Annotated in this window: 26 protein-coding genes, 1 pseudogene and 1 riboswitch; of the genes and pseudogenes, 21 read left to right on the forward strand and 6 right to left on the reverse strand. The window is 62.4% G+C overall.

From position 1 onward, the window contains the following. Positions 1-52 precede the first annotated feature (52 nt). A complete protein-coding gene (locus AC0L24_RS24045) occupies positions 53-481 on the forward strand; it encodes a DoxX family protein (protein WP_292634590.1) in 429 nt (142 codons plus the stop codon). 41 nt (positions 482-522) lie between these two features. Here the strand turns inward: AC0L24_RS24045 and AC0L24_RS24050 are convergent, their stop codons facing one another. Together AC0L24_RS24050 and AC0L24_RS24055 are read right to left on the reverse strand one after the other, a co-directional pair. Beyond that, on the reverse strand, positions 523-828 hold the full coding sequence (locus AC0L24_RS24050) for a hypothetical protein (protein WP_023813813.1): 306 nt from the start codon (positions 826-828) through the stop codon (positions 523-525). Between the two features lie 73 nt (positions 829-901). Then, a complete protein-coding gene (locus AC0L24_RS24055) occupies positions 902-1,171 on the reverse strand; it encodes a hypothetical protein (protein ID WP_127270778.1) in 270 nt (89 codons plus the stop codon). 495 nt (positions 1,172-1,666) lie between these two features. Between AC0L24_RS24055 and AC0L24_RS24060 the strand changes: the two genes are divergently transcribed. Next, a complete protein-coding gene (locus tag AC0L24_RS24060; RefSeq protein WP_127398146.1) occupies positions 1,667-1,864 on the forward strand; it encodes a hypothetical protein in 198 nt (65 codons plus the stop codon). Positions 1,865-1,975: 111 nt separating this feature from the next. On the opposite strand, the gene AC0L24_RS24065 is transcribed toward AC0L24_RS24060, so the two are convergent. Beyond that, entirely contained in the window at positions 1,976-2,791 is an 816-nt protein-coding gene (locus AC0L24_RS24065) for a class I SAM-dependent methyltransferase (protein ID WP_128290291.1), read from the reverse strand. 77 nt (positions 2,792-2,868) lie between these two features. Here AC0L24_RS24065 and AC0L24_RS24070 point away from each other — a divergent pair, with 77 nt between their 5' ends. From AC0L24_RS24070 to AC0L24_RS24125, 12 genes and pseudogenes are all read left to right on the forward strand, one after another. Beyond that, positions 2,869-3,285 carry a hypothetical protein gene (locus tag AC0L24_RS24070; RefSeq protein WP_473564198.1) on the forward strand — a complete coding sequence of 139 codons (417 nt, stop codon included), beginning with the start codon at positions 2,869-2,871 and terminating at the stop codon, positions 3,283-3,285. Then, positions 3,278-3,703 (forward strand): hypothetical protein, encoded by a 426-nt coding sequence (locus AC0L24_RS24075; protein WP_245481706.1) that lies wholly within the window; start codon positions 3,278-3,280, stop codon positions 3,701-3,703. Before AC0L24_RS24070 ends, AC0L24_RS24075 begins: the two co-directional genes overlap by 8 nt. Continuing rightward, positions 3,624-4,319, forward strand: a complete 696-nt coding sequence (locus AC0L24_RS24080) for a terminase large subunit domain-containing protein (RefSeq protein ID WP_473564199.1) — start codon at positions 3,624-3,626, stop codon at positions 4,317-4,319. The genes AC0L24_RS24075 and AC0L24_RS24080 overlap by 80 nt, the downstream gene beginning before the upstream one ends. A gap of 303 nt (positions 4,320-4,622) precedes the next feature. Beyond that, entirely contained in the window at positions 4,623-5,429 is an 807-nt protein-coding gene (locus AC0L24_RS24085; RefSeq protein ID WP_473564200.1) for a TIGR04255 family protein, read from the forward strand. Further along, entirely contained in the window at positions 5,416-6,021 is a 606-nt protein-coding gene (locus AC0L24_RS24090; protein ID WP_473564201.1) for a hypothetical protein, read from the forward strand. Before AC0L24_RS24085 ends, AC0L24_RS24090 begins: the two co-directional genes overlap by 14 nt. Positions 6,022-6,028: 7 nt before the next feature. Continuing rightward, the gene (locus AC0L24_RS24095; protein WP_473564202.1) at positions 6,029-6,388 is read left to right on the forward strand and encodes a hypothetical protein; all 360 of its coding nucleotides are present in this window, start codon (positions 6,029-6,031) and stop codon (positions 6,386-6,388) included. A gap of 367 nt (positions 6,389-6,755) precedes the next feature. Continuing rightward, positions 6,756-7,049 (forward strand): annotated as a pseudogene (locus tag AC0L24_RS24100) (terminase large subunit domain-containing protein); the annotation flags it as partial. A gap of 385 nt (positions 7,050-7,434) precedes the next feature. Then, on the forward strand, positions 7,435-8,145 hold the full coding sequence (locus AC0L24_RS24105; protein ID WP_127809893.1) for a glycoside hydrolase family 108 protein: 711 nt from the start codon (positions 7,435-7,437) through the stop codon (positions 8,143-8,145). Continuing rightward, complete coding sequence (locus AC0L24_RS24110) at positions 8,142-8,360, forward strand: hypothetical protein (RefSeq protein WP_127809894.1); 219 nt, start codon at positions 8,142-8,144, stop codon at positions 8,358-8,360. Before AC0L24_RS24105 ends, AC0L24_RS24110 begins: the two co-directional genes overlap by 4 nt. A 1-nt stretch (position 8,361) precedes the next feature. Further along, positions 8,362-8,595, forward strand: a complete 234-nt coding sequence (locus tag AC0L24_RS24115) for a hypothetical protein (RefSeq protein ID WP_127809895.1) — start codon at positions 8,362-8,364, stop codon at positions 8,593-8,595. Then, the gene (locus AC0L24_RS24120; RefSeq protein WP_127271123.1) at positions 8,580-8,765 is read left to right on the forward strand and encodes a hypothetical protein; all 186 of its coding nucleotides are present in this window, start codon (positions 8,580-8,582) and stop codon (positions 8,763-8,765) included. Before AC0L24_RS24115 ends, AC0L24_RS24120 begins: the two co-directional genes overlap by 16 nt. After that, positions 8,765-9,088, forward strand: coding sequence for a hypothetical protein (locus AC0L24_RS24125; protein ID WP_127399487.1), 324 nt, complete (start codon positions 8,765-8,767; stop codon positions 9,086-9,088). Before AC0L24_RS24120 ends, AC0L24_RS24125 begins: the two co-directional genes overlap by 1 nt. Before the next feature lie 126 nt (positions 9,089-9,214). On the opposite strand, the gene AC0L24_RS24130 is transcribed toward AC0L24_RS24125, so the two are convergent. Both AC0L24_RS24130 and AC0L24_RS24135 read right to left on the reverse strand, forming a co-directional pair. Continuing rightward, positions 9,215-9,922 carry a hypothetical protein gene (locus AC0L24_RS24130; RefSeq protein ID WP_127809896.1) on the reverse strand — a complete coding sequence of 236 codons (708 nt, stop codon included), beginning with the start codon at positions 9,920-9,922 and terminating at the stop codon, positions 9,215-9,217. Between the two features lie 38 nt (positions 9,923-9,960). Continuing rightward, a complete protein-coding gene (locus AC0L24_RS24135) occupies positions 9,961-10,131 on the reverse strand; it encodes a hypothetical protein (RefSeq protein ID WP_164762750.1) in 171 nt (56 codons plus the stop codon). 68 nt (positions 10,132-10,199) lie between these two features. Here AC0L24_RS24135 and AC0L24_RS24140 point away from each other — a divergent pair, with 68 nt between their 5' ends. Both AC0L24_RS24140 and msrA read left to right on the forward strand, forming a co-directional pair. Beyond that, on the forward strand, positions 10,200-11,765 hold the full coding sequence (locus AC0L24_RS24140) for an ArnT family glycosyltransferase (RefSeq protein WP_245481711.1): 1,566 nt from the start codon (positions 10,200-10,202) through the stop codon (positions 11,763-11,765). Between the two features lie 132 nt (positions 11,766-11,897). Further along, a complete protein-coding gene (gene msrA / locus AC0L24_RS24145; protein WP_127272383.1) occupies positions 11,898-12,416 on the forward strand; it encodes a peptide-methionine (S)-S-oxide reductase MsrA in 519 nt (172 codons plus the stop codon). A 93-nt stretch (positions 12,417-12,509) separates the two neighbouring features. On the opposite strand, the gene AC0L24_RS24150 is transcribed toward msrA, so the two are convergent. Beyond that, on the reverse strand, positions 12,510-12,839 hold the full coding sequence (locus tag AC0L24_RS24150) for a RodZ family helix-turn-helix domain-containing protein (RefSeq protein WP_127398906.1): 330 nt from the start codon (positions 12,837-12,839) through the stop codon (positions 12,510-12,512). Positions 12,840-13,034: 195 nt separating this feature from the next. Next, a riboswitch (TPP riboswitch) is annotated at positions 13,035-13,148 on the forward strand. Here AC0L24_RS24150 and AC0L24_RS24155 point away from each other — a divergent pair. The 5 genes from AC0L24_RS24155 (at position 13,139) to AC0L24_RS24175 (ending at position 17,247) form a co-directional block, all read left to right on the forward strand. Then, entirely contained in the window at positions 13,139-13,747 is a 609-nt protein-coding gene (locus AC0L24_RS24155) for a YkoF family thiamine/hydroxymethylpyrimidine-binding protein (protein ID WP_127382253.1), read from the forward strand. (Overlaps the previous riboswitch by 10 nt.) Positions 13,748-13,841: 94 nt before the next feature. Then, positions 13,842-14,603: an ABC transporter permease gene (locus tag AC0L24_RS24160; protein WP_174800358.1), complete on the forward strand. Its 762-nt coding sequence runs from the start codon at positions 13,842-13,844 to the stop codon at positions 14,601-14,603. Then, complete coding sequence (locus AC0L24_RS24165; protein ID WP_127398783.1) at positions 14,600-15,367, forward strand: ABC transporter ATP-binding protein; 768 nt, start codon at positions 14,600-14,602, stop codon at positions 15,365-15,367. The genes AC0L24_RS24160 and AC0L24_RS24165 overlap by 4 nt, the downstream gene beginning before the upstream one ends. After that, positions 15,360-16,379 carry an ABC transporter substrate-binding protein gene (locus AC0L24_RS24170; RefSeq protein WP_127809897.1) on the forward strand — a complete coding sequence of 340 codons (1,020 nt, stop codon included), beginning with the start codon at positions 15,360-15,362 and terminating at the stop codon, positions 16,377-16,379. Before AC0L24_RS24165 ends, AC0L24_RS24170 begins: the two co-directional genes overlap by 8 nt. A 172-nt stretch (positions 16,380-16,551) precedes the next feature. Continuing rightward, complete coding sequence (locus AC0L24_RS24175; RefSeq protein WP_127809898.1) at positions 16,552-17,247, forward strand: methyltransferase family protein; 696 nt, start codon at positions 16,552-16,554, stop codon at positions 17,245-17,247. Positions 17,248-17,408: the final 161 nt, after the last annotated feature.

Here is a 17,408-nt window from a genome sequence, read left to right on the forward strand (position 1 = left end):
GCGCCGGTCGCGCGTCCTAGGAGCGATCAACCTGCAAAGCTGGAGAACGAGCATGTCGTCGCAAATCACTCAATCACCGTGGCAGACCGCGGCCCTTGTCGTCGCCCGGCTGATCTTCGCCGGCGTCTTCCTGATGGCCGTGACCTTCAAGTTCATGGGCATGGACGCCACCGCCGGCTATATCGCCGCCGCCGGCTTTCCATTTCCGCTGTTCCTGACCTGGTGCGCGGCGATCCTGGAAGTCGCGCTGGTGCTGTGCTTCCTGACCGGCGCGTTCTTCTCGCAGGCAGCCGTGGTCGCCGCCGCCTATGTGCTGTTCCTCGGCTTCGCCTTTCACGGACCCAGCCACTGGGCCGACAACCAGGCCGAGTTCGGCTTCTTCGTCGACCATTTTTCGTTCCTGGCCGGACTGCTGTTTGCGGCCGTACATGGACCGGGCAAGGTGCTTTCGCTCAATTCGGGATGGCCGGGCAGGGCTTGAGGCGTGGGCAGCGGGCCGCCGCGGACGCCCGCCGGCCCCGCTCACAGCTGGTCGTTGTAGGGTTCCTTTATCTTGCCGACCATGCGGGCCAGCTTCGAAAAAGACGGCATCTCCGCCTCCGGCTGGCACTGGTTGGCGAGTTCCAGCAGCCGGATCGGAAAGTTGACGGCGTCGCGGCTTGACGCGGACATGCCTTCGGACCGCTCCTGGTTGGTCTCGCCGGCCTCGGTCTTGCGCAAGGCCAGGTCGATCTCCTCCGCCGTCAGCACCCCCTTTTGAACCAGGAGGCGGTTGATCGAGGCGACGGCCATCAGCAGGCCTTCGAGTTGCAGGTTGGCGACATTCATGGCGATTGCTCCCGTGGCTGGGGTTGAAACGCGCGAGCGGCATTTCCGCTCCAGAAAGGCTGCGGGCGAATGCCTATTCCTGCGTCAGCCGTTCGCCATATTCGCGCCACAGCGCCTTGACCTCCAGGTTGCCGAGGCTGCCGATCGAAACATCCCCACAGCTGATGGCGACGGCGCTGATGTCGTATTGGGGGTAAGCGTTGGCGACGAAACGGATGGCTTCGCCCAGCGAACGCACGCGGATGACTGGATCGGCCTGACCCTGGCCGGTGCTGCGCACGCCGGAAACCGTGGCTTGTGCATGCCGCATCCTGAACACGGATGCCATGGCTGGTCTGTCCATCGTCCTCTCCCACAAGGCCGTGCGACGGGAATCATTCCATGAGCTTCGACGAATGATTTCACACCTGCCGGCTTATGACCAGCCGCCGGCAAAAGCAGGGTTTTATGCGCTTTGCCAGCGTCGGTCAGGCCGGAGTTTCGGCCGAAGTAGGAATTTTTTCTCAGAAAACGGTTGACGGGGTGAGTGCAGCTATGCTACATTTTTGCTCATGGTGCTGAGTTGCGCCACCGACCCGCCGCCGAGGCGGGTTTTTTGTTTCTGGGCTAGACAGGTCGGCGGGACAGCGCCCCCCTCTGTCCTGCCGGACATCTCCCCCACGCGGGGGGAGATTGGCAGTTTCAGCGCCCCGCCGGCCTTTGCAACGTTGGTGTTTGGCGAACCCGGCGTGATACCCGATCTTCCCACCCGTGGGGGAGATGTCCGGCAGGACAGAGGGGGGCGCCAAGGAATGCCATCCTTCGCCCGATGACTCATTTCGCAATCCAAGAGACACCCATGCCCCGCTACGCCACGATCATCACCGACGATGACGGCCAGGAAATCGTCAGCGTCATTGGCCAGTTCGAGGGCGCGGCACCGCAGCCACGCCTGGGGCGTGTCGAGCAGGTCGCGCCCGTCGTAAAGATCGGCATGGTGTGGGATGCGGTCGCCGGGTTCGACCGATTTAGGAATTTTTTCTCAGAAAGCGGTTGACGGGGTGAGTGCAGCTATGCTACATTTTTGCCCATGGTGCTGAGTTGCGCCAACGACCCGCCCCTGAGGCGGGTTTTTTGTTTCTGCCCTTCGTTACGATCACGGCTCCGGTCAGGCAAGCTTCGAGATGATGACGGCCAGTGACGCCAATCTGCCTTCGCTCAGGCTGCGGATGTAGTTCTTGCGTCGCTGCACGAATTCGGCGCCGAGCACGATTTCATTGGCCTGCTGTTGCGCAGGCGAAGGAATGATGCCGGAACTGGCCCTCTGCATCGCCAGTTCGACATGTTCGCCGGTCTCGTCGATGATTTCGTCAATATGGAAGCCCGCGTTGGCGAACAGGGTCTTCAGGGTATCCCGGTCAACAAGGCGGCTGGCTTCCGGTGCAACCGCCCAGGGCAAGGGGTAATTCGGCTCACCGGCAGCCAGCACGGCTTCGGTCCAGATCAGTTTGCCGCCCGGCTTCAGAACGCGAAAAGCCTGCCCGATGACGGCGGCCTTGTCGGCGATGTTCATGCCGACATAGAAGCAGATTGCGGCGTCGAATGTGTTGTCGGCGAAGGGCAGCTTCGCCGCGTCGGCTTCGTGGAAGCGAACCTTGTCGCCAAGGCCGCTGAGCGTGGACAGTCGGCCGGATGCCTCGACAAAGGCTGGTGTGAGGTCGATGCCGTCGACCTGGCAGCCATAGGTGGCGGCCAGGAAGCGCGCCGGGCCGCCAATGCCGCTGCCGATATCAAGGATCCGGTCGGTGGGGGAGGGGGCAAGACGCGCTCCATGGTCTCGCGTGGCGATGAGCTCGCGGCCGTGAAGCTGGTCGAACGGATAAAGCTGCGCGGCGCTGATTTTATCGGATTTCGCATCGGGAATCGCGGCCAATATGCGCTCGACGATGCCGTCGCTGCCGTAATGCGTGGTGACGTTGCTCATGGCTGTCCTCCCTCGAACAGCCAGCTTCCCATCAATGGGTTGTCTCCGCAACGCGCGCTGATTCAGGAGTGTGATTCATGACCCGCTACGCCACCATCATCACCGATGCTGACGGCCAGGAAATCGTCAGCGCCATCGGCGAATTCGAAGGCACCGCACCGCAGCCCCGCCTGGGGCGTATCGAGCAGGTCGCACCCGGCGTAAAGATCGGCATGGTGCGGGATGCGGCCGGCGGCTTTTGTTTTCCACAGGCCGGCATCGCCGGGCACCTTGTCGGTCCGGTCATGGCGCGTCTCAAGGCGCGGGCCGGCGCGGCAAGGCCCGCCCCGGCGGCGAAGCCTGCCGACGCGGCAAAGCCAAAGCGCGTCCAGGGCGCCAAGAAGCGGACCAGGAAGAAGTCCGCTCGTTCAAAGAAACCGGCCAGCCGGGCCGGATCGATGCCGAAGGCCGGCATTCCCGCTGCCAACGCCGTGGGCGGTGACGTCCATGACTGAAAAGACAGCCGCCAGGCCAACGCGCCGCAAGCCGGCGAGACGCAGGTCCGCTGCCAAACCGGCCGCGACGCAGAAGCCGCGCCGCAAGCGCGCCAAGAAAACACTGGGCGACGATTTCCTGGCCGCCGTGCGGGCCGATTTCCGCACACATGGCGCCGGCGTCATTGCCGAGGTGCGGGCCGACAAGCCGGACCAGTATCTGAAGATCGTGCTGTCGGTGCTGCCCAAGGATTTCGATGCCACGATCAACCAAATGGACGGCCTGAGCGATGACGAAATCCGCATCCGCATCCGCGCCCTCGAGGCCGTCGTCAAGCCGTTCCTCGAAGAGCCCGGCGATGTCCGTGAAGACGGAATATCTGGCGCTGATGGCCGAACTGGACAGACGGCGCCGGACCAATCAACTGGCGGCCTATAGACCGTATCAACGCCAGGCCGAGTTTCACGCAGCGGGCTCCCAGAACCGCGAGCGCCTGTTCATGGCCGGCAACCAGCTCGGCAAGACCAGGGCAGGGGGCGCCGAATGGGCCATGCATCTCACCGGCCGCTATCCCCAGTGGTGGCAAGGCAAGGTGTTTGACTCGGCCGTCAGGCTGTGGGCGGCCGGCGTCACCGGCGAAGGCACGCGCGACAATCCGCAGCGCGTGCTGGTCGGCCCGCCGCAGCAGCAGGCGGCCTGGGGCACCGGCATGATCCCGGCCGACGCCATCGTGCAGACCTTCATGGGCCGCGGCGCACCGGGCGCGCTCGACAGCGTCGTGGTGCGCTGGGGTGGCGGGGGCGACGTGCAGGCCGATGAATCGGTGCTGTCGTTCAAGAGTTTCGAGAAGGGCCGCGAGAAATGGCAGGGCGAGACTTTACACGGCGTTTGGTTCGACGAGGAACCGCCGCTCGATATCTATTCCGAGGGCTTGACCCGCACCAATGCGACGGGCGGCATCACCATCGTGACGTTCACGCCGCTGCTTGGGATGTCGGACGTGGTGCTGCTGTTTTTGTCGGCGGCGCAGGTGGAGGGCATGGCGAAGGGGTGACTTCCTCCCTGTGGCGACTGTTCGGACGGTCAGCTTCCCAAACTGAACGCACGGGTTCGATTCGCGCTACCCGCTCCAGCACATGGCATAAGGCTTTGCGTCTGATTTACTGACTGCCGAAATCAGTGGTTTTACACCATTGGTCCGCAGGTTCCAAACGTTCATAGCGGAGCGCATTTTCCGAGTAGTTGTCGTCGATTCAGCCCACCCTCGGGTTGCATCTTCGTCGGAGATTATAAATAGTTCCACATGACAAGTGCCTTGCGTTGCGCTATCGCAGCGCGACCGAGTGGGGGACGACTTTTGAGCTTTGAGCCTATCAGCGGCAACCATGCCATTGTTGAGGCCGTGTTTGGCGTCACGCTGCGTCGCGCCTTCAATTCTTCCGAAATTGAGGCCTTGGTGAACTCCCATGACCGGTGGCGTGGGCAAGTTCCCAAGCTGAGCCGACAGACGATGATGCAAGTTGCGGTTGGTGAAGGCATTCCGCCGGCGTTCATGCAGGCGCCGGCCGGCGGAGTGATTTTCGACCGAGTGAAACCGGACGGCACTCTGGCGTGGAGGCTTAGCGCGCTCGACCAGTCTCTTCTTGTAAACTGCGGCGACTACACAAGATGGGCAGAAGTGTTCCCGACCACCTTGACGCTTATGACTGACGCTGCTGAAGTGGCTGCAATCTCATCAAATCCCATCACTAACCTGCTGTTACAATATGTCGACATATTCGAATGGAAGGATCGTAACAAGTCCCCTCGGTTCGATCAGATATTGGACCTGAAAAGCGATTGGCTGCCCAAGAACATTGGTCAGAGCGGCCACCTGTGGCATGTCCATCAAGGCTGGTTTCGCACTGAAGGTCTGCCGATCCCTGGGCGGTTGCTCGAAAGAATTAACTTTGACGGCGTCATGAACCAAAACAATGAGCCGGCGCTGCGCATAGATAGCTATCTTAGGCTTGATCTACAGAACCCAATTAAATCCAGTGATCTTTTTAGAAAATCACAAGGGCGTGAATTTTTTGAATTTTTGCATAATTCTTCTAAAGAGCTTATCTCTAAGTTTCTGACAAAGGCCGCGCAGGACAGGATTGCGTTGAATGCGAGCAATTGACTACACCGATACGGCGACCGCACCCACATTTCTCGGCGTGGCATACAGAGCCGCGTCGGAGGATGATGCACCGCAACCAGCGCGCGCTACGCAGACCGGTATAGCTGGCTATTGGCTAACGGGAATCACTGCGGCTGCAGCGGTTCTTGCCGTGGGCGCGATGGACTTGGCGACAGTTCCAAAAGACTTCTCGGTCACCAGTCGTGTCCTTACTCCCAAGACGCTGTCGCCGTCAGTGACGCAGCAACGCGAAGCGGTGCTTAACGAAATGCTCGGATACCGCGACCTTGAAGCGGGATGGGACGGAACTGGCAGCCAACCACCGATGCCTGGAGCCATCGAATGTGCCGCGGTGTTCCTGCTTGCCATTCCGTTGGGTGTGACGCCACCAGAGTCCACTGTATCGGCTGACGGATCGGTCGGATGGTTTTGGACTAGCAGCGAGACGTCGATTTCGATCCATTTCTCTGGCGGCAACAATTTCGCCTATTATGCAAAGTCGAAGCCGAAAGACATGGTTGCTCGCGGCGAATCCATTTTTGATGGAAAGTCGATCCCAGATGATTTGTTGCAGATTATGTATCTAGTCTGAGGATTGCATGACAGGTTCGGAGGGGCTTTGCTCGTGTGAGCAAGCAAAGCATGGGGAGATGGGGCCAGTAGTCGCGACCGAGCGGATAGCGCGTGTCGTTGTGAGCCCCCAACATTTTTTGAAAGACGGCAGCATTAAGCCTGGTGTGTTCCCGATCGGGCACATCGAAGAAAAGGGGCTGTCGCTTCTGCGTGTTGATAAAATGTCAGGCGGTGACATTCACAAGCAAGCGACAGCGATAGCGGGCGATCCGGCCAAGCAGAAGCCGGCCGGAGCGTTGGTCTGCACGGCAGATACTTTAAGGGGTCTTCAGTCGAAACCGCTGACGGTACTATCCAAGCGCTATGCCTGTTGGATGATCCAGTGATTGGGGACAAGCAATTGCCCGATAATCCGGCTCATGCTTTTGCAGTGCGGTCTCTTGGAAGGGATCGGCCTGAAACACTGAGGCTCCAATTGGAATTAGTCAATATTTTCGGCTCTATGATGGCCGTAGCTGACATCTAGCTTCTTCTCCTCACCTCATTCAGCCGCTTGATCTTGTCCTTGACGCGCCGGCGCGGCCGACGTAGCGGCGGATGATGCGAACGTCCCGGCCCTTCCAACACAATTCTGTTCGTGGGATCGTCAATCGGCGCCTGCTAGATACCCGTCGCGCCTGATCCAAAAATCGCGTCCGAACAATACGATACAGCCGGCATCTCCCATGCTGATTCAGGAATTTCCCCATGTCCCGACACGTCACCTTCATGACCATCGACGATGCCGCGCATTACACGCCGCAGGAGCGCGCGGCGATTGTCGCCGCCTATCCGGCGCATGAGCGCGAGGCCCGCGCCCGCGGCATTCCGGTGCTGGGTTCGGGCCGCATTTTTCCGGTGGCCGAGGCGCTGATCGCCTGCGAGCCGTTCCGGCTGCCGCGCTACTGGCCAAGGCTCGGCGCGCTCGATTTCGGCTGGGACCATCCTTCGGCCGCGGTCGAGCTGGCCTGGGATACGGAGGCCGATGTCGTCTATGTCACCAACCTTATGTAGGCTGCGCCGCTCGGCATGGGTATGCACCCTCAGAGGGTCGTACCTGTTCCAGACAAACCAGACAAACCAGACAGCCTGAGAGCAATGGGAGGTTCCCCGTCCCGTAAGCCGGCAGGGACGGCGGGCGCTCGGGTTGTCAGCCAGTTCCGCGTTGCTGTCGCCGGGTCGAATGACTTCCCACCCGCCGTCGTAGACAAGCAAGAGCCCGCCGTCGTGGGTTCTGATTTCGCCAGCCTTCGCCGCTGCGTTCGCACGAAACTTAGCGCTGTGCTTAGCCCACGGCGCGGCGAGTATCACTAGGTCCTTGCGTCGCTCATCATCCATCAGCCCGCTCCCCGGCGCCGACCATAGCCAAATCATCCGAAGAAGGAAAACCACCATGGACCGCAACTTCGCGCGGGCGCTTGCGCTTGTTCTCAAATCGGAAGGCGGCTGGTCGGACAATCCGGCTGACCCCGGTGGCGCCACCATGAAGGGCGTGACGCTTGCCAGCTTCCGTCGCTATGTGAAGGCCGACGCGACGAAGGCGGATCTGCGTGCGATCAGCGACGCGCAGGTCGCCACCGTCTATCGCCGCTTCTACTGGGACGCTGTGCTCGGCGCCGAATTGCCCGATGGCGTCGACCACGCTGTGTTCGATTTCGCCGTCAACAGCGGGCCTGGCCGGGCGGCCAAATATTTGCAGGCGGCCGTCGGCGTTGCGCAGGACGGGCGGATCGGACCGGTCACCGTCGCGGCGGCCAAGGCAAAGCCGGCCGGTGTGACCATCGATGCGCTTTGCGATGCGCGGCTGGCGTTCCTCAAGCGGTTGCCGACATGGGCAACATTCGGGCGCGGCTGGTCGGATCGGGTCAAGTCAGTGCGGGTTCAGGCCCTGCTGATGTCGGCGCAGCGCCCCGCGGCACCGGTGACCGCGCCGGCGCCGCCCAGGGTCGAAACATCGCCCAATGGGGCGTCGTCGATCCAGCCCGTGCCGCCGGCGCCCGGCGGCAAGGCGGCTGCCGCGGCCGGCATCCTCGTTCTCCTGGCCGGAGCGCTCGCTGCCTTCCGGCATCAGGTCGCCGCTCTTTTCGGGAGCCTGTTTCGATGAGATGGTTCAACACCAATGCGCTGCACAATCTCCTCAACACGCTGATCGCCATCATCTGCGGCGGCGCACTCGCCGGCTTCGACTGGACGCTGCTCGGGGTGAGCGACCGCACCGCGCTTCAGATCAGCGGCGTCATTGCCCTGGCCAAGATCATCATCAACGCAGTCCGTGACGGCCCGCGCGGCATGGTCGCGCCGCCGGCCAAGGAGACATGAGATGGGAACACTCGCCCTCGCGCTGCTCGGCCAGGCCTGGCCGTATCTTCTGGCAATTGGCGCCGCGCTTGCCGGTGTCTGGACGGCCTATGCCAAGGGCAAGGCCAGCCAGAAGGCCAGGCAGGATGCCGCCGACGCCGCGGCGCGCACCGAAGCCCAGAAGATCGACGATGCCGTCGCCGGCCGGACGCCGGAAGACAACAGAGGGAGGCTGGCCAGATGGTCAAAATCATAGCGCTCTCGCTGCTGCTGGCCGGCTGCACCACATCAGGCGGGTCGTTCTGCGCGGCCGGGCATCCCCTCCGGCCGACAAGGGCGGAGGCGGCGACCCTTTCCGACGCGTCGGTGGCGGCGATCCTGGCTCACAACGAAAAGGGCCAGAAGCTTTGCGGCTGGAGGCCATGATGAACGATCTTTTCGACCTGCTCGGCATCAAGGGACCGGTCGTGGCGGCGGGCCTCGCCGGCGGCGTTCTGCGCGCGCTGTCGCGGCATCGCTACAAGCTGCGCGAAATGGTGGCCTCGCCGATCTGCGGCGCGCTTGCGGCGGCCTATCTGACGCTGCCGGCGGTTTCCTACGCCAGGATCGCCGGCCTACCGATGCCCGCTCCCGCCGACGACACCACCACGCTGGCGGCCGCCTTCCTGATCGGCGTCTGCGCCATGTGGATTTCGGACGTCCTGTTCGAGTTCGTGGTGCGGAGAGTCAGCCGCGCGCGGGACGAATAGCTGGTGCGGCGGCGATTGCTTGGCGGAATTGCCGAGGCACGTTTCCCGCGGCATCGAACCATCGAAGACAACCCAAAATAGCCCGTTCCGGTTCGCCGGGCGGGCCATTTTTGCGTTTTGGCCTAATCAAGCCAGAATGTTGACCGCGCGTGCCGCGACCAGCGCGATGGTCAGCAGCGAGATCATGGCCTCGGCCATCATCAGCAGCTTGGCGCGCTGGGAGAGTGGCAAGGTATCGGTCGGCGAAAATGCGGTCGCATTGGTGAAGGCGAGGAAGAAATAATCGACGAAGCCGGGCAGCCAATCTCGAAGCTCACGGTCGTTCAACGTCATCTGCGCGAACAGGAAATCGGCCTGTGCGAGCTTGACGAGGCCGCAGGTCGGCGGACCGCCGCGGTCGGTGCTCCAGAACCACAAGGCAAAAACGGTGACGTTGGTGACCCAGATGTTGAGCGCGTCGATCAGCAGCGTCGTACCGCTACTGCCGGCATGGCCCTCCAGCAAGGCACGCACCAGCAGGACCAGCGAACCGCAATTGATGATGCTGATGATGGCGGTCATGGTCAGGGCTGTTCTGCGGATCATGACCCGAAACTGGCCGATCGCATGCCACTCGTGGTCCTCGACCGCCTTTCGGGTGGCGGCCTGCGTCCAGGCGGTGGCCACCGACAAGGGCAGCAGCAGGGCCGCCTCCAGCGCGGGCGCCACCCAGCGCGGCCCGAATGAGAGATTGTTGATGACCAGAAGCTGCAGGCAGATGATGACGAGAACGGCCGCACGGGCCATCCAGAAATCGAGCGCACGGTAGTGAATGACGGCGTGGTGGTGGCGCATTTTTCAAATCCTGGATGCTTTTTGGGGACGGTAACCGGTCAGGCGTAGGCGACGCCTGCCGCGATCACGCCCAAGGCGCCATGCCCGGCATGTTCAGGGTGCTGCGGGATGGCGTGTTCCATTGTTGTCTTGCTGGCGTGTGATGACGGGAGAGGCGGCATGGTGGCGCGAAACTCTGCCTCAATCTTGGTTTTGCCATGGTCGGCCAAGTATACATTTTCGTAAGCTTCAAGTTCTGGGCTGTTCGTAAAACCGTCCGGTGTGATTTATCCACCGCATGACGCGAATCGACGAAACCATGAACGGTTGGCTGCCGGTCGGCAGTTCTGTTCCAGGCGACTGGTGGCAGTCGTCGATCTGGCCGGGGCTGACGCGCTATCCAGAAGCCGGCCTGGCGCTTTTATGCCTGACGCAGATCCTGTGCTGGACCGTGATGCCGGCGCTTGTCGATGCCGCCCCGCCCGGCGACGTCGTCGAGAGTTTCATGTGGGGCCGCGAATGGGTGCTTTTGACCTACAAGCATCCGCAGCTCCCCGGCTGGCTGCTCGAGATCAGCCATCTTCTGACCGGATCGTTCCGCTGGCCGCAATATCTGCTCGCCCAGCTTGTCGTCTCGGCGACCTTCGTCTTCGTCTACCTGCTGGCCCGCGACATGCTCGGGAGAACCCGCGCGCTGGCCGCCGTGCTTTTGATGCCGTCATTGTATTTCTTCGGCTGGCCGACACCGCAGTTCAATCATGATTACGCGCAGATGCCCTTCTGGGCCGCAATCTGCTGGCTGCTGTGGCGTGCGGGCCGTAGCGGTGGGCCGGGCTGGTGGCTGGCGCTCGGACTGGTGTCGGGCGTCGGGCTCTATGCCAAGTTTTCCACCGGGCTGCTGTTGCTCTTCGGGGCGATCTGGCTGTTGTCGGACACGCGGGCACGCAATCGGCTCGCCACGCCCTGGCCCTGGCTTGGGCTCGCGGTTTTCCTCGCCGTCGCCGCGCCACTGGCCATCCAGCTCTACCGCATCGATTTCCTGCCGCTGACCTATGTCGCCGGCCGCGATGAATGGGTGTTGGTCCACCGCGCCCGCCTTTACTATATCGGTGTCCAAATGGCGGGGCTCTGCGGCTTATTGCTGGTGCTGTCGATATCGGGGCTGTTGCGGCGTTCGCCCGCGCCGGAACAGCCCATTGAGCGCGGCGCGCTGGCCTATCTCGTGTGGATGGGGCTTGGTCCGGCGGTGCTTGTCATGGTGGCCTCGCTGTTTACCGGCGCCGGCGAGGCGTGGGGCGCGCCGATGTACAATCTGGTCGGCGTTGTGGCGATCGCCTTGCTGGGTCATCGGCTTGGCGCCGTCGAACTGCGACGGCTGGCGATCTGCGCGTTCGCCTGCATCCTCGGCATGTCCGGTGCCTATGCGGGCATCCGCTGGACGAGTTGCAATTTGCGCGGGCGCATGGATGCCGTCTGCTGGCCAGCGCGGCAGATTTCGGACGAAGCCGAGGCGGTCTGGCACGCGGCGGTGCCCGGTCGGCTCGACATCGTCGGCGGCGATACCCGCATCGCGTTGCTGGCGGGCCTCAACGCCTATGACAAGCCGTCGATCTTCACAGACCTCGACATGCGGCTCGCCCCCTGGATCACCAGCCAGCGGCTGCGCGATCACGGCATGCTTCTGGTCTGGCCCGGGAGCGGCGTGCCACCTCGGCTGCTGGCGTGGCTGGGAAACATCCCGGTCAAGACCGTTCTTTTCGACTGGTCGCTCAGGGCACCACCGGTGGCGATCAGCTTTGCCGCCATTCCGCCTGGCATGAAGCTACTGGGTTTGATCGACAGCCTCGCCCAACCGAGCAATTGAGGTAGATCCACCGCGTCCGCTGGACGAAGCAGGTGACAATGCCCATTTATGGCGAGACCACTTGCTTTCACGCAATTCCAGACGGAAAACCGCCACACACTTTTCCTGGAATTGCTTTTGAGGAGACGTGACATGGCGACTTCGACCGAACGTGCAGTCCTTGCCGGCGGCTGTTTCTGGGGCATGCAGGATTTGATACGGCGCTATCCCGGCGTCATCTCCACCCGTGTCGGCTACAGCGGCGGCGACGTGCCCAACGCCACCTACCGCAACCACGGCACCCACGCCGAAGCCATCGAGATCAATTTCGATCCGGCCATCATAAGCTATCGCACGCTGCTGGAACGCTTTTTCCAGATCCACGATCCGACGACCCGCAACCGCCAGGGCAACGATGTCGGGACGAGTTATCGCTCGGCGATCTATTACACCAGCGACGAACAGAAGCGCGTCGCCGAGGACACCATCGCCGATGTCGATGCCTCGGGCCTGTGGCCGGGCAAGGTCATCACCGAAGTCGCACCCGTTGGTCCGTTCTGGGAAGCCGAGCCCGAGCATCAGGACTATCTGGAGAAATATCCCAACGGATACACCTGCCACTTCGTCAGGCCAGGCTGGAAGCTGCCGGTTCGCGAGACGGCGGTTTCGTAGAGTTCAAGGTTGTACCAAACCCCGATCCCCGCGTCGTGGTAGAACAAAGCCGCGGAGGTTGTGCTCCGCGGCTTTGGTTCGATCGCGTGCAGATTACTTGCCGCAATTGTTGTCGTTGACTGTCGGCGAGGTGGTGCCCGGGGAGGTGCCGTTGGCATCTGCCTGCGCCCCCTGCGGACTTGCCGGGCAATTCTGATCCGCGTTTGAATTCATATCTCCTACCGTGCCAGTCGTGCTGTTGGTCGTGCCCGGGTCGACAGTGTCCGGCTCGACCGTATTCGGTGAAGCCGGCGTGTTCGGCTCAACCGTCACCGATTTGCCGCTGCCGCTTCCATTTGCGTTGTTGCTGCCGGCGCTTTGCGCCATGGCTGACGTGGCCAGACCAATGGTGAGAACCGAAGCTGCGAGGATTTTCATGAACATGGTTTGTCTCCATTTCTGTGAAGTCGTCGCTTGTTTTCTACGAAAGTGATCGCGTTGCGACTGTGGGGACAACCGGTCGCAGCGGCGAAGGTTCCCGACAAAATTCCGCACAGGCGCACCGTGACTGGCGCAATGCTTTTGGCGCAGTGCTCTGAAAAAACGGCTTTCCCTTGAACTCGAATGATGCTTTAAGGCGCACATCCACAGGGGTGCTCCGTACGGTCGGGGCTGAGACGGGGGCGGCAAGCCCACAGACCCTAGAAGCTGATCTGGGTAATACCAGCGGAGCGAGGCGGGCGATGTTTTCAGGCGCACAGATTTCCCTATACCCCATGACCGACGATTTCGTCGGTGTCATTCTTGGCGCGCTCGGTGCGCTCGATCCCTGGCGCGACAAGCTCAGGATCGAGACCGACGACATCTCGACCTTGCTGGTCGGGCCGCCCGAAGTGCTGTTTCCCGCCATGCGCGACCTCTTCGTGGCGGCGGCACGCAGCGGCAAACATTGCGTGTTGTCGGCCACCATCTCGCGCGGGTGCCCTGGCGAGCCGGATGATCCGATCTGCCGCTCCGATGCACTTGGCGGGCCTGTTGGGCCACTCGGCCCGCGCAAGGATGCGGCCATCGCGGCGGTGCGCAATGCTGCTGCCACCGGCCAGCCGGCGGCGGCGCAGTTCTCGCTCTATGTGATGGGCACCGACGACCACATGGACGAGATCTACGGCTGCATCGATTTTCTCAAGCAGTCCGGCGTCTATGAGCGTTCCAAGCATTTCTGCACGAAACTGCGCGGTGATGCCGGTGCGATCTTTTCGGCGCTGGACGAGGCCTTCTGCCGCTTCGGACCAGGCGCCGGCCACGTAACCCTCGACGTCACGGTCTCGGCCAACAGCCCGTCGGCTGTCTGAGCCAGCCGCGCTTTCGCGCTGCCGTCAAAGGTTATCTCCCGTGGCCACATCATCAGTCGCTTCGCGCCCGATCGCGAGCCTTCTTGTCAAGGCAATGCCGGCCATGATCTCGGTCGGTTTGCTCCTGCTGGCGTGGGAGCTTTATGCCACCTATTCCGGCATCAGGCCGACGACACTGCCGGCGCCGTCGCGCGTTTTCGAGCAAGCGCTGCTCAATCGCCAGGCGCTGGCCGACAACGCCATTCCGACCATCGGCGCCACGCTGCTCGGCTTTGCCTGTTCGCTCAGCGCTGCCTTCGTGCTGTCAATGCTGGTCGACTTCTTCCAGCCGCTGCGGCGTGCGATGTTTCCTGTCTTAATCGTCAGCCAGACCTTGCCGCTGGTGGCGATCGCGCCGCTGGTGGTGCTCTGGTTCGGCTTCGGGCTGGCGCCCAAGATCATGCTGGTGGCGCTGGTTACCTTCTTTCCGATGCTGGTTGCGTTGGTCGAGGGTTATGAGTCGACCGAGGCCGAGATCGGGCAAATGCTGCGCGCCATGGGGGCAGGGCGCTGGCGCATCTTCGTGCTGGCACGGCTGCCTTCGGCGCTGCCCTATTTCTTCGCTGGTTTGAGGATCTCCATCACCTACGCCGTGGTCGGCGCGATCTTCGCCGAATATGCGGGGGCCGCGAAGGGGCTGGGCATCTACATGCTCAACGCCAAGAACAATTTCCGTCCTGACCTGGTTCTTGCCGCCGTCGGAGTGAGTGCCGCGCTGACACTTGTCCTGTTCGGGTCGACTGTACTGCTGCAGCGCCTCGCGATGCCCTGGGAGCGGGCCGGCAAGGAAACCGCCGGGAAGGGGGCCTGGCGATGAACCGGCTCGAGCTGCGGCATGTGCGCAAGGCGTTCGGTGGGCTCGACGTGCTGGCCGATATTTCGCTTAGCGTCGGCGCTGGTGAATTCGTCTCGATCCTTGGACCCTCGGGCGCCGGCAAATCGACACTCTTCCAGCTCCTGACCGGCGCCGAGCATGGCGAGGGCGAGATGTTGTTCGACGGCGCGCCGCTCGACGACCACGGCAGGCATTTCGCCTTCATGCCGCAGCGTGACGCGCTGATGCCGTGGCGGCGCATCCTCGAAAACGCGACGCTCGGGCTCGAAGTGCAAGGCATGAGGAGACAGGCGGCGCGGGCGCGCGTTGCGCCGTTGTTTGCCGAATTCGGGCTTGCCGGCTTCGAGCGGCATTTTCCAGCGCAACTGTCCGGCGGTATGCGCCAGCGCGCGGCCTTGCTGCGCACGGTGGTGCAGCAACGCGACATGCTTTTGCTCGACGAGCCGTTCGGCGCTCTCGACGCGCTGACCCGCACGGCCATGCAGCGCTGGCTGGAACAGATGTGGCGGCATCATCGCTGGACGGCGCTCCTGATCACCCATGACGTGCGCGAAGCCGTGTTCCTGTCCGACCGCATCTATGTGCTGTCGGCGCGCCCGGCCCGCATCGTGCGTGAAATCAAGGTGCCGCTGCCGCGCCCGCGCAGCCTTGGCGGCGATGCCGCGCGCCAGGCAAGTACGCTCGAGGCCGAGATTCTCGACATCATCCTCAACGCCACCCCATCCAAAGGACACGATCATGACTGACTTGACGCGCCGGCAGGCGTTGTTGCTGACCCTTGCCACAGGCCTTCCGCTCGTTGCCGGATCGGGGCGAGCCCAAGCACAATCGGCACAAAAGGTCACCGTTGCCCTCGACTGGACTGTCAACACCAACCACATCGGACTGTTCGTCGCCCGCGACAAGGGCTTCTATCGCGAGGCCGGGCTCGAGGTCGACATCCTGCCTTACAGCGATACCGGTGCGGGCACGCTGGTTGCAAATCGCGTCGCCGATTTCGGCATCAACGGCACCATCAGCCTGTTCACCCAGAGAACCGCCGGAGCGGACCTGAAGGGCGTCTATGCGGTGGTGCAATCGGAAACCGGCCGCGTGGTCTTCAATGCGGCCCGCAGCGAGATCGTAAGCCCGAGAAACCTCGACGGCCTGACCTATGGCGGCTTCGGCAGCGCCTGGGAAAACGCCCTGATATCGACCATCATCCGCCATGATGGCGGCAAGGGCAATTTCGAGACGGTGACGCTCGGCACCTCAGCCTATGAGGCGCTGGCCAACGGTTCGGTCGATTTCACGCTCGAAGTCTCGACCTGGGAGGGTGTCGACGCCGAGCTCAGGGGCGTCAAACAACGCAGCTTCGTCTATGCCGATTACGGCGTGCCTGACGAGCACACGACACTGATCTCTTCGAGCGAAGCCTATCTCCAGGCAAACCCCAAGCCTGCGGCCGCCTTTGTCCAGGCGACGCGGCGCGGCTACCAGTTCGCGGTCGATCACCCCGAAGATGCGGCAGCCCTGCTGATCGCGGCCAACAAGGATGCGTTGACCAATCCGGCGCTGATCCACGCCTCACTGAAGGCGCTGATCGACGGCCATTATCTGCGCAGCCAAAGCGGCGCCATCGGGACGATGGATCCGGCCAAGATGGGAGCGATCGGCGGCTATCTCTTCGCGTCCGGCATTTTGCGTGATGCCGACGGCAAGCTGGTTGCTCAACGCCCGGATTTCGGGAGCTATTTCCGCAACGACTATCTGAGCTAGTCTGGCAAAACCAAATGAGATGGGTCGCCAGTCTTTCTGGGCGACCGCGTGGAGCAGGTCGTCTGGGAGTGGCGCCCTGGCTCCCCGACAGCCAGTTTAATGCCGATCTGATCTTGTTGATTAACTGCCCGGCAATGGTTGCGTGCAAAGGTCGCCCTGAGGGATCATTGGGGTGTTTGCATTGCTCATATCAAAAAGCGAGGCGCTTTCGCACATCAGTGACGGCAGGATTTTGTCCGCAGCCCGAACGCGCGAAATCCTGGTGGATTTGCGCGAAGGTTTCTTTCGGATCTGCGCGCTGGCCTTCGCGGGCATGTTCGTCTACCGCGGCGTATATCACCTGATGCTCGACCCGACCCGCATCAATGTGGCGCTGGTGGCAATTTCAGAGATCCTGACCTTTACCTGGCTGCTTCTGTCGCGGCGACCACAGGTACGCGACTGGAACCCGCTGACGGTGGTTGTTTCGGTGGTCGCCAGCTTCGGTGTCGGCTTCATCGACCTGGAACCGGGCGTGGCCATCATCCCGATCTATGCCGCCGCGCCGCTGCAAGTCCTGGCGTTGGGGTTCGTGATCTGGGGGAAGATATCGCTAGGGCGTTCTTTCGCCATTCTGCCGGGCAATCGCGGCGTGATGACCGACGGTGCCTACCGCCTGGTGCGGCACCCGATCTATGCCGGATACCTTGCCGGTCATGTCCTGTTCCTGCTGTCGGCCTTTTCCTTCTACAATCTTGCTGTCTACGCCGCGATCACCTTCTTCCAGGTTCATCGCATCCTGCGCGAAGAGGCGCTGTTAGCCGCGACGCCGGAATACCGGGACTATATGAAGCGCGTCCACTACAGGCTGTTCTACGGGATCGTCTGACAAGCCGGCCAGCGCAGAATCGTTCGGCCTGCAATCACGCTTGCACTCTCTCGCTCCCGCATCCGCCGACAGACTCTGGCCACTTGCAATCATCGTGGCGGTCTTGCTGATCTTGCGAGAGGCTCATGCGCTGTCCGGTGCGGTGTACGGCCTCGCAGTAA

This window comes from Mesorhizobium sp. WSM4809 (genome assembly GCF_055811655.1).

What these genes read in the sequence shown, in the direction of transcription:
- AC0L24_RS24045 (WP_292634590.1), top strand. Translation starts at nt 53, where the DNA reads ATGTCGTCGCAAATCACTCAATCACCGTGGCAGACCGCGGCCCTTGTC.
- AC0L24_RS24050 (WP_023813813.1), bottom strand. Translation starts at nt 828, where the DNA reads ATGAATGTCGCCAACCTGCAACTCGAAGGCCTGCTGATGGCCGTCGCC.
- AC0L24_RS24055 (WP_127270778.1), bottom strand. Translation starts at nt 1,171, where the DNA reads ATGGACAGACCAGCCATGGCATCCGTGTTCAGGATGCGGCATGCACAA.
- AC0L24_RS24060 (WP_127398146.1), top strand. Translation starts at nt 1,667, where the DNA reads ATGCCCCGCTACGCCACGATCATCACCGACGATGACGGCCAGGAAATC.
- AC0L24_RS24065 (WP_128290291.1), bottom strand. Translation starts at nt 2,791, where the DNA reads ATGAGCAACGTCACCACGCATTACGGCAGCGACGGCATCGTCGAGCGC.
- AC0L24_RS24070 (WP_473564198.1), top strand. Translation starts at nt 2,869, where the DNA reads ATGACCCGCTACGCCACCATCATCACCGATGCTGACGGCCAGGAAATC.
- AC0L24_RS24075 (WP_245481706.1), top strand. Translation starts at nt 3,278, where the DNA reads ATGACTGAAAAGACAGCCGCCAGGCCAACGCGCCGCAAGCCGGCGAGA.
- AC0L24_RS24080 (WP_473564199.1), top strand. Translation starts at nt 3,624, where the DNA reads ATGTCCGTGAAGACGGAATATCTGGCGCTGATGGCCGAACTGGACAGA.
- AC0L24_RS24090 (WP_473564201.1), top strand. Translation starts at nt 5,416, where the DNA reads ATGCGAGCAATTGACTACACCGATACGGCGACCGCACCCACATTTCTC.
- AC0L24_RS24095 (WP_473564202.1), top strand. Translation starts at nt 6,029, where the DNA reads ATGACAGGTTCGGAGGGGCTTTGCTCGTGTGAGCAAGCAAAGCATGGG.
- AC0L24_RS24105 (WP_127809893.1), top strand. Translation starts at nt 7,435, where the DNA reads ATGGACCGCAACTTCGCGCGGGCGCTTGCGCTTGTTCTCAAATCGGAA.
- AC0L24_RS24110 (WP_127809894.1), top strand. Translation starts at nt 8,142, where the DNA reads ATGAGATGGTTCAACACCAATGCGCTGCACAATCTCCTCAACACGCTG.
- AC0L24_RS24115 (WP_127809895.1), top strand. Translation starts at nt 8,362, where the DNA reads ATGGGAACACTCGCCCTCGCGCTGCTCGGCCAGGCCTGGCCGTATCTT.
- AC0L24_RS24120 (WP_127271123.1), top strand. Translation starts at nt 8,580, where the DNA reads ATGGTCAAAATCATAGCGCTCTCGCTGCTGCTGGCCGGCTGCACCACA.
- AC0L24_RS24125 (WP_127399487.1), top strand. Translation starts at nt 8,765, where the DNA reads ATGAACGATCTTTTCGACCTGCTCGGCATCAAGGGACCGGTCGTGGCG.
- AC0L24_RS24130 (WP_127809896.1), bottom strand. Translation starts at nt 9,922, where the DNA reads ATGCGCCACCACCACGCCGTCATTCACTACCGTGCGCTCGATTTCTGG.
- AC0L24_RS24140 (WP_245481711.1), top strand. Translation starts at nt 10,200, where the DNA reads ATGACGCGAATCGACGAAACCATGAACGGTTGGCTGCCGGTCGGCAGT.
- msrA (WP_127272383.1), top strand. Translation starts at nt 11,898, where the DNA reads ATGGCGACTTCGACCGAACGTGCAGTCCTTGCCGGCGGCTGTTTCTGG.
- AC0L24_RS24150 (WP_127398906.1), bottom strand. Translation starts at nt 12,839, where the DNA reads ATGTTCATGAAAATCCTCGCAGCTTCGGTTCTCACCATTGGTCTGGCC.
- AC0L24_RS24155 (WP_127382253.1), top strand. Translation starts at nt 13,139, where the DNA reads ATGTTTTCAGGCGCACAGATTTCCCTATACCCCATGACCGACGATTTC.
- AC0L24_RS24160 (WP_174800358.1), top strand. Translation starts at nt 13,842, where the DNA reads ATGCCGGCCATGATCTCGGTCGGTTTGCTCCTGCTGGCGTGGGAGCTT.
- AC0L24_RS24165 (WP_127398783.1), top strand. Translation starts at nt 14,600, where the DNA reads ATGAACCGGCTCGAGCTGCGGCATGTGCGCAAGGCGTTCGGTGGGCTC.
- AC0L24_RS24170 (WP_127809897.1), top strand. Translation starts at nt 15,360, where the DNA reads ATGACTGACTTGACGCGCCGGCAGGCGTTGTTGCTGACCCTTGCCACA.